The 14,158-nt window shown below is 48.7% G+C and carries 9 protein-coding genes; all 9 read right to left on the reverse strand.

Going from position 1 to position 14,158, the window contains the following annotated elements; all coding sequences use genetic code 11:
• Positions 1–1,149, reverse strand: a 1,149-nt coding sequence (locus ABYP33_RS13840) for a retention module-containing protein (protein ID WP_373091685.1), incomplete at its 3' end; no start/stop codon positions are given.
• Positions 1,150–1,286: 137 nt separating this feature from the next.
• The gene (locus ABYP33_RS13845; RefSeq protein WP_373091686.1) at positions 1,287–1,907 is read right to left on the reverse strand and encodes a LuxR C-terminal-related transcriptional regulator; all 621 of its coding nucleotides are present in this window, start codon (positions 1,905–1,907) and stop codon (positions 1,287–1,289) included.
• Positions 1,908–3,251, reverse strand: coding sequence for an HlyD family type I secretion periplasmic adaptor subunit (locus tag ABYP33_RS13850; RefSeq protein ID WP_373091687.1), 1,344 nt, complete (start codon positions 3,249–3,251; stop codon positions 1,908–1,910). It lies immediately after the preceding gene.
• Between the two features lie 9 nt (positions 3,252–3,260).
• Positions 3,261–5,408, reverse strand: a complete 2,148-nt coding sequence (locus ABYP33_RS13855) for a type I secretion system permease/ATPase (protein ID WP_373091688.1) — start codon at positions 5,406–5,408, stop codon at positions 3,261–3,263.
• Positions 5,405–7,327 (reverse strand): LapD/MoxY N-terminal periplasmic domain-containing protein, encoded by a 1,923-nt coding sequence (locus ABYP33_RS13860; protein WP_373091689.1) that lies wholly within the window; start codon positions 7,325–7,327, stop codon positions 5,405–5,407. Before ABYP33_RS13860 ends, ABYP33_RS13855 begins: the two co-directional genes overlap by 4 nt.
• Positions 7,324–7,950, reverse strand: coding sequence for a transglutaminase-like cysteine peptidase (locus tag ABYP33_RS13865; protein WP_373091690.1), 627 nt, complete (start codon positions 7,948–7,950; stop codon positions 7,324–7,326). The genes ABYP33_RS13860 and ABYP33_RS13865 overlap by 4 nt, the downstream gene beginning before the upstream one ends.
• Positions 7,951–8,174: 224 nt before the next feature.
• Positions 8,175–10,307, reverse strand: a complete 2,133-nt coding sequence (locus tag ABYP33_RS13870) for a TolC family outer membrane protein (protein WP_373091691.1) — start codon at positions 10,305–10,307, stop codon at positions 8,175–8,177.
• Between the two features lie 326 nt (positions 10,308–10,633).
• Positions 10,634–12,832 carry an ATP-binding protein gene (locus tag ABYP33_RS13875; RefSeq protein WP_373091693.1) on the reverse strand — a complete coding sequence of 733 codons (2,199 nt, stop codon included), beginning with the start codon at positions 12,830–12,832 and terminating at the stop codon, positions 10,634–10,636.
• Between the two features lie 6 nt (positions 12,833–12,838).
• Entirely contained in the window at positions 12,839–13,888 is a 1,050-nt protein-coding gene (locus tag ABYP33_RS13880) for an FIST signal transduction protein (protein ID WP_373091694.1), read from the reverse strand.
• Positions 13,889–14,158: the final 270 nt, after the last annotated feature.

A 14,158-nucleotide genomic window follows, 5' to 3' on the forward strand; every position in this document is an offset into this window, starting at 1 on the left:
ATCGACAGTAATAGACGCCGCTGCGGTGGTATCCACCGTATAGATGGATGTCGTCGTTGCAGTAAACGGATTGCCCGCGTTATCTGTACCAGCAACCGTCGCGTCAAAAGAGGTATCGGCAGCCAAATCAGCTCCCGCCACCGCAATACTAAAGGTATTACCGGCTTGCACGGTGCCGCTGTAATCAGTGCCATTGATAGTAAAGCTAACCGTGTCGCCAATGGCGGCGTCACCGCCAACCGTACCGGTCACATTGACCGTGCCGCCAGCTTCCACAGCGTTAACGATGTCATCGGCGGTGATATTATCGACGGTGATAGACGCTGTACTGCTCGTATCTACCGTAAATGGAAGGCTGGTATCCCGTGCCACACTATTACCGGCATCATCGCTGCCAATAAGCGTTGCCGTTACAGTACCACCGGTGAGTAGACTCACATCCGCAGCGGGAACCGTGACGCTAAAGCGAGTGCCGTCAGCACTGATGGTCGCGTCATAATCCTTGCCACCAATAGTAATAGTGATACGGCTGCCCGCCGCGAGTTCACCTGAAATAGAACCACTAATAACAAGCGCACTAGCCAATTCAACTGAGTTAACCACGCCGTCCAGCGCAACTTCATCAAGGCTAATACTTATTTTAGTTTTAGCTTGGTCCGGCTGTGAGCCATAACGCGGCCCGCTCAGCGAATCAAAATCAAGCTCGTCTGTGTCGTCACTGCCAATAATAGGCGTCAATCTGGTATCAACTGCCCCTTCTCGCCCTTCGCGAGAAAATTCAGACGAAGCTGCAAGTCCATCGCTAAACCCTGAGCCCCTAATACCCGCTGCCGTCGGGTCTAATTCAGATAAATCAAGGCCGCCCAGAATTGCCTGCTGTAAGGCAGCAATTTTATCTACGTCGACATCCTCATAGCCCACGCCGTTATAGGCCGAGGTTTCATCGAAAAGAATTTTGGCGTTGGCCTCAACGTCAAGCTGACTGCCGTTATAGAATGTCACCGAAACGGTAGAATTAAGTCCCGTTGTTAGCAAATCACCTTCATGAAGGCTATCTCCAACATTCGCAACGCGAACTATTCCGTCGGCACTGCGAACGGTTGCAGAACCGACGATTTCAGCGATAAACCCTATTTGCTTGGCAGCCATTGTGTAAACCTCTCTTTAGATCTCTCAATCCTAGCAAGGTGACAGGTCGGGCGCATGGTACCTAAGTACGATGTTGCCAACTTATATAGAACAAACAAGCCGAAACAGCCGAATAAAGAGTAAGAGTAGCGGAAAATTTAGGCAGAGGCCGGACGATAACTCAGCAAGGCCATTAAGCCTTTGCGGTCTTTTACATCAAGTTTTTCATAGATACTGGTGAGGTGAGATTTCACCGTGCGCTCAGATATATTACACGCCAACGCAATTTCTTTATTTGAACGCCCCTCAGCGACAAATTCAGCCAGCTCACGCTCACGAACGGTCAGTTTTTCCAATTCAACCGCTGAATCGCGCAACTGAGCATCTCCCGCCTTAGCGAGTGCAAACACCTCGCGGAGTAAGGCTGGCGGAAACCAACTTCCGCCGGCCTCCAGTAGCCGTATAAGCTGCACGTAGTGTTGTGGTGCCATATAGCTATTGAAGTAAGCCTTTGCACCTCGCTCGCTGGCGGTCAATAAATTAACGAGCGATGGCACGTCATCCGCTAACGCGACTACCGCTGGCGCCAAAAAATCAGAGCGCACAAAAGTATGAATTTCTTTATCAGAAAATGAAGCGAGGTGCACAATGCAAACATCACCAGGCTCGCTAGCGGGCAGCAATGTCATCGTTGAAAGCTGGCAAACACCACATTCAGACAAGGCATTATCAACGTGCTTAAAAAACGTTGACGACTTAGAGCAAACATATATCGTCATTTAATTCTCGGTCATCGCTTTCTGCAGTCCGCGATTTATGGGTTTTAACAAGTATTCAAGCACCGTCTTTTTGCCCGTCACTATGTCAGCTTCGGTGGTCATACCCACTTTAACAGGCAGACGCTCACCATCCGAACCAAGATAGGAATGCTCTGGCAGCACTCGAACAATATAGAAGCTTTCACCTTCATCAGTTGTTGTGGTATCTGCACTGACATAAATAACTTTGCCAGCCAAGCTACCGCTTATCGCAAAATCATAGGCAGAAAACTTCAACCGTGTAGGTTGGCCGATCTGAATTAACGCAATGTCAGCGGGTTTAATCCGCGCCTCAACCAAAGGTTCATCCCCTAGAGGCACAATCTCCAACACATTATCACCCGCCTTAACTACCCCACCAATGGAGTTAGCATATAGCCGTTTCACCACCCCGCGTACCGGCGAACGCAGCGTTGTGCGGCTAACCCGATCACCTAATGCTGTCTGGGTTTGTTCAAAGCGCGACATTTCCGCAAGCACTTCATTCAGTTCACGTTTAGCTTCATTACGAAAATCGTGTTCAATTTGACTTAATTTCCGCCGTGCCTCCTCAATAGACGACAGCAAGCGAGGTATTGTGATCGTTACCGTCTCCAACTCACCCTCAATTTCAGCTTCTCGCTGGCGAAGTTGCAGAAAATCAATTTCGCTGATAATGCGTTCTTCCACCAAGGGCCGCTTTATTTTTATTTCTTCGCGCACTAGCTTTAAAGATCGACGTAACTGCCGCTGCTTCGCGTAGCCTTCTTCCAGCCCACTCTCTTGTTGAGACAACTGCTGACGATAAATACTCAGAGTGTCCAACAACTGCTGCTGATTGCTGTCGTATAAACTACGTTCAGAACGCACCAGCTCTGGTATCGTTTTTGCAGCTTCTGACGAAACAAGGAAATCTTCATCATATGCTTCCGCACGAAGGCGAATACTTCGCGCCTGCAACTCATAATACTTCAGCTGATTTTCTTCAAATGAACTTGAAAAGGCCACATCACTGAGCTTAAGCAAAGACTGGTTCGGCTCAACCAAGTCCCCCTCTCTGACTAATATCTCTGCAACCACGCCGCCTTCCAAGCTCTGAACCTGCTGCACCTGCCCCGCCGGTATCACCTTACCGGAACCGCGCACGACCACATCAATCTGCGCAAAGGCCATCCAAACCACCATCGTCAAGAATAGCCCAGCCAACATCATAAGCACGGTAATCAAATAACGCGGAGACCGCTGCACCACCGCAGCGGACAGGCTACGCATATAAGCCAAATCTGCGTCATCCAGCTCCTTATGAATTTTTAATTCTGTTTTCATCAGGCCAGCTTACTTCCCAAGTTGCTTAAGTTTCTCAACGACTTGCTGCTTTGGACCGTCAAGTAAAATACGACCATTCTCGACTACAATCAGTCGCTCAACCAAATCTAGCATAGATGTCTTATGAGTAATGACGATTAAGGTTTTGTCCCGTGTGTAATCAAATAGTTTTCGCTTAATCCTAAATTCGGTCGAATTATCCATATTACTGGTTGGCTCATCCAAAACCACAATAGATTCATTACGCAGCAAAGCCCGCCCCAAGGCGATAGCCTGACGCTGACCGCCAGACAAACACGCGCCTTGCTCACCGACTTGGGTGTCGTACCCTGATGGTAACTGATTAACAAATTGATCAACCCCACACAAAGCGGCCACATCGAGTAGCCGGTCATCGCGAATTTGCGGGTCGCGATAAACGAGGTTATCGCGAATCGTACCTCGCATCAGGCCAACCTCTTGAGAAAGATAACCGATATGCTGCCGGAGATCAGCAGGATCAATTTGCTTACTATTAATATCATCTACCGAAATAGAGCCCGCAGTAGGCTCATACAAGCCAATGAGCAATTTAGCCAAACTGCTCTTACCTGAACCAACCTTCCCTATAATGCCCACGTGCTCGCCGGGGGTAATTTCAAAGGAGATATCAGTCAAAGACGCTTGTTGCGCCTCAGGGTAGCTGAACGATACCTTTTTAAATTCAATATGCCCGTCAAAGCTTGGACGACGCACGTATTGCTTAGTCTCGGGCCGCTCCACAGGCATATTCATAATGCCATCTAAAGAATCAAATGCAGTGCGAGTTTGCTGATACTGCGAAATCAACGTTGCTACCTGACCCACTGGCGCCACGGCACGCGATGCCAACATTGACACCGCAATTAAGCCGCCGAGCGATAAGGCCTGATCACTAATCTGATAAACACCAAAAATAATGATACAGACCGTGTTTAGCTGCATTAGAAACTGCGAGATCACTGCAATTGAGCTTGAGAGTATACGGCTGCGCATCGACTTATTCGCAATTGCGCCGGATGACTCCTCCCACACCCATTGCGAATGGCTAGCAACGCCCAAAGATTTAATCGTTTGAATCGAATGCAAGCTCTCAATTAAATGCGCATTCTTGTTTGCTGATGCCGCAAAGGTTGATTCAATACTCTCTCGCAATGGTTTCATAATCGCAAAACTATAGAGAAGCAATAAAATCATGGCCACAATAGGCACCACGACCAGCGGGCCACCGATGTAAGCAACTAAAATAAGTAGCAAAATCGAAAACGGTAAATCAACTAAGGCACTGATGGTTGAAGAAGTAAAAAAACTACGAATACTTTCAAATTCACGCAAATTATTAGCAAAGGCACCAACGCTGCGCGGCCACTCTGACATCTTGAGGTTCATCACCTGTTCATAGATAATGGACGACATGATGACATCGCTTTTTTTACCCGAAACCTCAAGAAAATACGTTCGCAAAAATCGCAAGGCCATATCAAAGGCATAGATCAGCAAAACCCCGATCGCCAATACCCAAAGAGTTTCGATCGCGTCGTTTGGCACGACGCGATCGTACACATTCATGGTAAACAACGGCGTGGCGACCACAAAAAAATTGATTAGAATCGATGCCACAATCACACTAACAAAGGCTTCTTTTGACAACTTAAGGGTGTCCCAGAACCAATGACCTTTACGAAGGTTTAACGTTTTCTTACTGGCCGACTCTTGCTTGAATTCAAGCTTGAGCAAAAAAGCAAAACCTGCGTAAGATTCGTTAAGCTTAGCGAAATCTATCCATTCCGCGCCCCCAGATACCTCGGGGAAAATAACTCGCGCTTGGCCAGTCTTACGGTCGATCTTCTCTAAAATCACAGCATCGCGATTTTTCAATACAAGAATGCATGGCAGCAACAGGCCTGAAATTTCTTCTAGATCTCGCTTAATTAATCTTGACGCAAAGCCGGCGCGCGCCGCCACCCGCTGAAACATCCCCTTAGATCGCTTGATAGAAAACATTTCAGGACCCCGAGCACCCGGGGCAACCGGCAAGCCAGAGATCAGCGCATCAACCGTTACCGGTCGATTATAAAGTTTAGAAAAAACCACTAAACAACTTAGTAAAGGGTCATAAACATGCTCTATGTCTGTCATATAATTCTCTCTGGTTTCCCCAGATAATTGCCCTGCACACCATCAACGCCCATGCGTAATAAGCGATCGCAAAGTGCCTTTTCATCAACGCCTACGGCGATCAGTTCAATGTCTAAGGTGCGCACCACATTGCGCAACGCTTGATACGCACTGGCATCATTTTCTGCACCGAGATCATCAAGTAGTCGTGCAGAAATTTTTACATACTCAGGGTTAATCACTTGCAGAGTATGCATTGAAATATGCAAATCCAAATGATCAACACCAAAACTATGGCCGTATTTTTTAACCGTATCAGCAAGCTGCTGACACCGCTCGGGGTGACTCCTAACCGCTTCATGGCTCACCTCAACACACAGTGTGCCTGGCGACTTTTGAAACAGTGCGAGCATTTGATTTAGCTCTTCAAATGCATGGGCGCCACTGATAAACAAATCAGAAAAATTTACGGCAAAGGGTACAATGTATTTTCCCGCTGTCACTGCTGGCAATAACTCATTCACTTTCCGATAAATCTCCAGACCGAAACCTAGCGACAACGCCATAGGCATAAAGACAGCCGCGGGAATTGGCCGCCCGTCCTCATCATCAATACGAACAAATATTTCTCGATGCATTACCGCACCGCTTTTGTCATAAACCCATTGCGATACTAAGTAGAATTGATTAGAGGACAGCGCATGCTGAAACCACGTCCGCCACTGCAGCTTTCCTTGAGGTAAAGACAATTTCTGCTCGCCGGGGAAACATAACTGGTAAGCACCTAGGGATTGGGCTTGGCTCAAGGACAAATCTAACTCTGACAGCAACTCAGTGACACCATCAGCTCTACTTAATTCAGCAACGCCAGCGTTTAATGAGACCACATCTTGATTGAAGGAACCGCGAGCTTGAAAACGTTCAAATAATTGGCTTATTAATGTAATCGCCAATTCTCGTTCCGTCGGCATAATTAAGGCAAACTCGTCATCACTAATCCGTGCGTACTTATAGTGAGGATACTCCGCAAAGCTATCTTTTAAACAAACGGCAAAAAGCTGCACAATTTCATCAGCGCGTTGATACCCAAAATCTTCCCGCAACGTCTCTAGCCCATTAAGCTTTATCATTGCCATCACGCTGTGAAAACCAACAATGTCTGCGAACTTAGCATTCAGTTCGGTCATCAAAAACCGACGATTTCGCAGCCCAGTTAGCTCATCGCGGTAGAGCAAACTTTGATAACGAGCTACAGCCCGCTCTTGCTCATTAAAAATTTTCTCAACATTACTCGACAAGCGGTTCATCGCCTGCACAACTCGGCGTAATTCCCGTGTTTGAGGTAAGCGTTTCTGCTGGGTAAAGCGATTGGCCTGAATATCATTTGCTTGGATATACACCGCATTTAAAGGCTTAAGCAGATAGTGTAAAATTAGCCACAATGTCATTAAAACGACAACAAACACCAACACAAACCACTGTGTGGTAGACACTAATCGCTCATATAAACCGGCATAAGCAAAACCCGGATGAAGTGTAATCTCCAGTTCGGCAACAGGCACCCAACCCTTCATCACCATCGCCCGTCCAATTGTGGAGTTAAGCCGCACCGTATCGACAAACCACTCGGGAACGCCACTCGTTGTTAGTGGCCGACGTTTTTCGAAGATTAGCTTTCCATCCGTTGCCACCAAGCGAATATCACTGTAATAACCGCTGTCGAATACCGCATTAAATAAAGTCTCTACCGCTGCCGCATCCTCACTATTTTGGGTAGTCGACATTGAGATCGCCAGCACCGTCGCGGCATCCTGGACTGTGGACTCTAGCTGCTCCCGCAGCAGATTCGTCGACTGCCGCAAGCTGTCTATACTTATAATAGCCAACAGCAACACAAAGCCAATGGATACCAGAACGGCAATTTGCCTGAACAAGGTCATTTCCCACCATCCCGAAGAGTTTCTAACAATTGCGTCCACTTACTATTCTTAACTTTGCTTGTTGGCACTTTTGTGCCTAGACCAGCACTTGAATCAGTCAAAAAGAACGAGCGTGCATTAAAACTATAAACAGGCACCAAATCTGCTCGTTCGGAAGCGGACAATAAATGCGGATTATAATTATCTAAAACAAGAGGGATACTCTCGGGGCTTTCGAAATACGTGAGCACCATATGGGCAACATTGAGTTCAGTTGCTTGAACATACGTTAAAAACAGCTTGCTTTCCGCCACGCCCACCTCACGTAAGGCGAAATATTTCGCAATCACGTAATCTTCACAATCACCCCGCATCCGCCCCATAAACTCTTCTGGTGTCGCCCAGTAATCACGTTGCTGCCAATTTTCTACATCGCTCACGTATTCAAACTGATTAAAATAGTTATTAACTCTCTCAAGCTTTTCACGCTCACTCAAATCAGCAATTGCAAACAGAATCATCTGTAAATCAAGCCCGCGCTGATAGGCAGCATCACCGTATCGGCGTTGCAGCGCATCCAAATGATGTTGATTAACAATCGAGTCAGCCAGCAAAGGTATACTAACAACAAGCAGAAAAAGCATGTGCCAAACGCAATAGCGAGTACCTATGTGTTTCTTCGAAAGTGCCACCAACTTAGGCCTCAATAAACGCTAACCGGATCAATTCCTCCATTTACCACTCTGCAAGTATCAACAAAGAGCATGCCGTCACGCATTACAGGCCATCACAGAAGCACAAAAAAACACGGAACCTGCTTATAAGCGTAGTACATTCTAGGCAATAATCCCGCACGCTACAGAGAGCCCTACCTCACAACAAAGCGAAATTCACCTCGGCGATTAATCGCACGGCCATTATCGGTAGCGTTATCTGCTAAAGGCTCCTCTTCGCCGCGACCGGCGGTGTATATACGATCAGCAGATATACCTGATTCCATCAATAATTGCTTCGTCACCTCCGCGCGCCGCTCTGACAAACGCCGATTATATGCACTAGAGCCAAAACTATCGGTGTAGGTCGACACCTCGACGAGGACTTCAGGACTAGCCAGCAATGCATTAATAATGCGCTTTGCTAACACTTGCGACGCGGCTGTCAACGACGCGCGGTCAAACTCAAAGTTCACATAATAGACAGACGTAAAATCAACCTCAGCCTGCTCACCGACCACCAGAGTTACCCTTGCCACCGCAGTGGCTTGGCCATCGTCGATAACATAGGTAAAGGTATCTCTACCAAGAAAGCCTTCATTAGGCCGATATACAAAACTATTCGCCGCACGCGCCGCCAACTGTCCGAACGTTGGCTGGGAAAACGTGTTGATACGCAGCTGATCGCCATCGCTATCGCTATCATTTGCCAGCAACGACGCATGGCTAATCTCCACAATATCACCCGCGTTGACTGCCACAGTGTCATTTACCGCCTGCGGAGGATTATTGCCGACTTGTGCAAGAGAGCCACTAGCGAGCTTGACCTGCGCAGCAGCACAACCATACTCATTAACACTGGCACTGCTAAGACTATTGTCACAGTGATCGCTCTGATCCGTTTCCGTATCGGCATCCACATTATCTTTAAGAGGCAAGCGGTCTCGGCCTTTAGCGACAAGACGGGCAACAAGGAAATTATTCTCGTCAATAGAAGGCTTTAGCCCTAGCCCCTCAAACAGCCGCCCGGTGCCTTCTAAAATGCGGAAGCGTGCCGCAAACGAATCAAAATAGGCGCTAATATAGGCATTTTGTGCACTATTTAGCTCATTTTTAGCGTCGAGCAAGTTAATCAGATCACGCTGACCGATAAAAAACTCTTCCTGATAAGAAACCATGGTCTTCTGAGACTGAATAACATGCTCACGCAGATAACCCAGCTGTTCCTGTAAAGACTGATCACCCATCCAGGCAAGCCTTAACGTGTTGATGATTTGGCGACGAACGCGCACCGCATACTGTTGATGCTCATGCACTACACTTATTTTTTTCTTCTGTTCCGCTCGGTCTGCACCGCCATTGTAAAAGTTATACTCAAGCGTAAGCGCCACACTGGCCTCTTCGGTATCGCCACGAATACCATTTAAATCCTGTCCCACCTGCTGGGCCAAACGAAGATTGAGCTTGGGGTAATACTTGCTTTTGGCGCGCTTCTCATCGAACAAAGCGGCAGCGATATTGGAGGTAGCCACTGCCATCGCCGGATGCTGAACAAGTGCTAGGTCAGTCATTCCGTTGAGGTTCAGCTCAGGGTGTGCGGGCAAGCCCGGCTCAACTAGGTCTACTGGCTGAATATAGCGGCCCAAAAGGTGATGTGCTTGAGTTAAGGCATCTTCTAAATTGTTGCGCTGCGCAATCAAGCCTGCGCGGGCACGCGCAACGCGTCCCTCAGTTTGTTCAAGCTGGGAGCGGCGACCAGCGCCAGATTGGCTGCGTCGGGTAATTTTACTTAAGGTCTCTTCATGAGAGCGGAGGTTTTCTTGAGCAAGCTCGAGCAAACGCTGCTGCTTCATTACCTCGAGATAAGCCTTAACCGCGTCTAGCGCGACATTATCGGCAGTGTCATAGAGCTGGAATAATGCTGCGCGCATTCGCGCATCAGCTTGCTCAGAAAAATTGACCGTATCAAAACCATTAAACAAGTTTTGTGTAATTGACAACTCAGCTTGGCCACTTGAATAGTTGTTGTCTTGCGCCACTGGCGAGCTAAGCACCGTCGGTGATTCGCTTTCAACCCGCCCACCAGTTGCGTATAAATCAATGCTCGGCCGCCAGCCACTGTTTGCAATCGTCTGATCCTGTGTAGTTTGACGGAAAACGTGGAGCTGCTCTAACACAAGCGGATGCGCGCTAATTGCATCCGCAACAAAGTCTTGAATATCCAGTGCGTGTACTTGTCCATGTGCCGCACAGACACCAAATACCCAAATCAAACCAAATTTTTTCATCGTCAACCAAACCTTCGTGTTTGAGTAAATGTTGCTCAGGGCGCTTCCCGCACTCTTTCGCCAGTGTCTGCCGAGCGCATAGAAGACAAGCTCTGCGGGCACCTTACCGGAATTTCTAGCCTAAAACCCTTGCAATTAAAGTTCACTCTCCAATGCAATTATCGCCTTAATCAACTGAATATCCACCTATATTCACGACAAACTGCTATAAAGGTTTTTGCACCGGACTGCCTTTCAGCCTATATCCACTATTAGTTATGTGACGTCTACAAAGGCATGCCGGGCGCGGGCGTTCCCGCGAAGCTGACACGGGTCAGACGCAATCTCTAGTGCGCATATTTACCGAGCATTTCAACTAGCTGATCCTTTCTAAAAGGTTTCAATAAATAATCGTTCATACCCGCCACGAGACAACGCTCACGATCACTCGCCAGGGCATTTGCAGTCATGGCAATAATGGGCAAATTTGCCAGCGCCGGATTGAGACGGATATACTCAGTCGCCACAATGCCATCCATTTCGGGCATTTGCATATCCATAAACACTAGGTCGAATTGCTGCTCTTTTAAACACGCCAAGGCTTCTATGCCATTGGCGGCGATATGCGTAGTGCAACCGACGCTCTCTAGCATGGTATTGATAACGTACTGGTTCACCTGGTTGTCTTCCACCAGCAAAACCCTGACCTCAAAATCTATTGTCGACACCGTTTCTGTCACTGGCACCAGCGCGCGATGCTCGCTTACATCGGCCCACGGCAGGGGCAGTAGCGCAGTAAATTCCGAGCCTCGGTTCAGCTCACTTTTTACACTGATACTGCCGCCCATTAATTCCGCCAATTGGCGACTAATCGTTAAGCCTAAACCACTACCGCCGTAGCGTCGCGTAGTCGTACTGTCGGCTTGGGTGAATTTCTCAAACACTTTTGCAATATGCTCAGGACTCATACCAACACCGGAGTCCTGCACCACAAAGCGAATTGGCCCACTCTGGCCGCTGTCGCAATGCAAGGACAAGGTCACAAAGCCCTCGCCAGTAAATTTCAGCGCGTTACTCAGCAAATTGTTGAGGATTTGTTTTAAACGGCCTTCGTCACCATTCACATGGCCTGGCACATGACTGTCGCAATAGGCCGTAAGCTCCACGCCTTTTTCGTCAGCAAGAGCCTGAAAAGTGTCGACGATGTCACGGATACAGGTGTTTAAATCAAACACCTTGCAGTCAAGCTCCAGCTTGCCCGCCTCAATTCTGGAGAAGTCGAGGATATCACTGATAACCGACAACAAGGCCTGCGACGAACGCCGCATGGTGTCGAGACGCTCGCGCTGCAAATCGTCGGCGGGCGACTCCCGCAGAATTTCCACCAAACTCATAATACCGTTTAAGGGGGTGCGAATTTCATGGCTCATGGTGGCCAAAAACTCAGACTTAGCTAAATTGGCACTCACTGATTCGGCGTGGGCATCACTGAGTGATTGCTGATTTTGGTCCCGCTCAATCTCGCCTCCCAGCCAATGCGCCGCCAACTGCATAAGGTTTTTATGAATATCGGTGAACCGCGACACAGATGAAGAGGTATGACAAACCGTGCCAAATAACTCGCCGTGCACGTAAATGGCCGCGCCAATATAACTCTCTATCCCCATATACTTACGGGCAGGGTGGTCTGCAAGCCCAGCTTTACTCAAGTCAGGGATCAAGCGCACGCGATTCGCCGATTCCACGCACGCAGAACAGAGGGTGTTGTCGAATTTACTCAAGGTACCCGGCAGCATTTTCGAGGCGGTTCCAGCGGTAAACAAAACTTTGATCATCTCCCCTGCAAGGGCGTTAATACGACCAAAATCGGTGCCGATAATAGTATTCAGCAGGGCCAATAATTGCTGACACTTTTGCTCTAAACTTAAATCAACTTGCCCCGATAAGCGGCTTAGTTTCTCTAATGCCAATTCGTAGGCCACTTGGTCATTAAGATCGGCCAGCGTGCCCGCCATACGCAGCGGCGCAGCGTTTTCGTCGCGCTCAATGACCTTACCACGCATTAGCACCCAACTCGCCTCACCACTGGGCTTGCGAATATTTACTCGTGTTTCAAAAAGACTATCGTCCGCGCGAATATGACTGAACATGCGTTTTTCAAGAGATTTAAAGTCCTCCTCGAGAATATTCGCCAACATAAACTCCGCCACACTAAACCCGCAGTTATCAGGATAGGCAATAATTGCTTTGAACCCTGCATTACAATCAATAACGCCCGTTGGTATCTGCCATTCCCACAAACCTAAATCTGCACTGTCTACCGCGTACTCATAAAACGCCCTAAGCCTCACGGGTTCGGCCAGTAGGGCCTCATTTGTCGCGCCCAATTCGTCCGACATCAAAGTTGGTGAGCGCTTACTTTGATCCACCACCGAATCATAATCGGCATACGCCGCCCCCACTAGCGCTAGCAGCTTATCAATATCGACTGCGTCCCCAATACTTGCGGTGCGCAATTGACGCTGTAACAAACGGTGCCTAGACATCGCGACCTAGCCTTCCCTAATAGTGGTAATCGTCATAGTTTGATTATGCAGCTGGCAATTACCAGTAAAGCCCTGAGGGGCAATTTCGCCATAAGAGTAAAAACCCGTGATATTGGCCTCCGACGGCAGAACATCTTTCACTGTCTCAACCTCGTCGGCAACCATTTGCCCCATGAGTAATTTGCGGCTACCACAGCTGACCAGTATCGCAAGGCTTTCTTGGTGATCCTTGCTTACCTGTGCCTGTTCTGCCCACAGCGCTGCACCCCGAGCGAGCTGCGCAAAGCTAGCGCTCATTAACTTGGCGCTGCAACCCTCTGGCACACCGCCGGTAAAAATCAGGCTCTTACTCGCCTCGTCTACGCCGCTAATGCTTCGCACAACGTCTTGCTTATCCTGGCTTGGCGCCCAAATGGCCAAAGGGTGTAACAGCGCACTCCTCAGTAAATTTGCCGCCTCGGCGCCAAGGTAATGCTTGTATAAATTCAGCGCAGGAGCGCCATCTAACTCGTAGAGTATATTTCCTTCAGAGCGAGTAATTCGGCGCGGCGGGCCAAACACTTGCCAGCCCCCCGTGCTACCGCTGCCGTAAACCCCTAGAGCCAGGGCCTGTAAAGCGCGTGGCAAACCATCTAAACCCACATAGCTTTCGCCAAAGCCAGGGCGCCCCCCGGCCAAACCACGCACCAGCTCGCTACCATTGACCTTGAGGCCGTCGGGCAGCACAAACACCCATTTCAGGTTATCGCGTAGTAACTGGCTAGCAAGCTCGACGCCCGTATTATGATCTTCATCAAAACATACATTCGCGCTGGCAATATCGAACCCCGCCCGCTCGAAGCGCAGCGCCACCCCAGAAATACGGTCATCCAATACCCCTGTATCGTAAACTTCACCACCACTTGAGCAGCCTATTTGACGGGCCTGCGGGTAGCGTTTACGTAGCAGTTCAGAAACATCATGGTCACGACTCACCGTTGGGGCGGCAAAATAGATCATAAGGGCGGCATCTGACAGACCGCTGTCACCGCACCAGGACGATTGCCACTTGAACAACTCTGACTCCACCAGCTAGCCCCTTATGCGGAATATAGTTATGACCCATCATAAGCCGCCACTTAGTATGACTGTATACGGTAATACCCATAACAACAAATTGACGCGAGGATAAATACCGCCATCAGAGAGATCGGGTAGGAGGCGGAATCACTTCCGCCGTCCTCCCACACCACCGTACATACGGTTCCGTATACGGCGGTTCATATTGTACTCATGAGACGACGATACTGATCCACTAACGAGATCAGCCCCAGTTGATCAAAACGG

Source organism: Zhongshania sp., from assembly GCF_041584495.1.
Classification (GTDB): domain Bacteria; phylum Pseudomonadota; class Gammaproteobacteria; order Pseudomonadales; family Spongiibacteraceae; genus Spongiibacter.

Coding starts and splice junctions, on each gene's coding strand:
- ABYP33_RS13845 (WP_373091686.1), bottom strand. CDS start 1,907: ATGACGATATATGTTTGCTCTAAGTCGTCAACGTTTTTTAAGCACGTT.
- ABYP33_RS13850 (WP_373091687.1), bottom strand. CDS start 3,251: ATGAAAACAGAATTAAAAATTCATAAGGAGCTGGATGACGCAGATTTG.
- ABYP33_RS13855 (WP_373091688.1), bottom strand. CDS start 5,408: ATGACAGACATAGAGCATGTTTATGACCCTTTACTAAGTTGTTTAGTG.
- ABYP33_RS13860 (WP_373091689.1), bottom strand. CDS start 7,327: ATGACCTTGTTCAGGCAAATTGCCGTTCTGGTATCCATTGGCTTTGTG.
- ABYP33_RS13865 (WP_373091690.1), bottom strand. CDS start 7,950: ATGCTTTTTCTGCTTGTTGTTAGTATACCTTTGCTGGCTGACTCGATT.
- ABYP33_RS13870 (WP_373091691.1), bottom strand. CDS start 10,307: ATGAAAAAATTTGGTTTGATTTGGGTATTTGGTGTCTGTGCGGCACAT.
- ABYP33_RS13875 (WP_373091693.1), bottom strand. CDS start 12,832: ATGTCTAGGCACCGTTTGTTACAGCGTCAATTGCGCACCGCAAGTATT.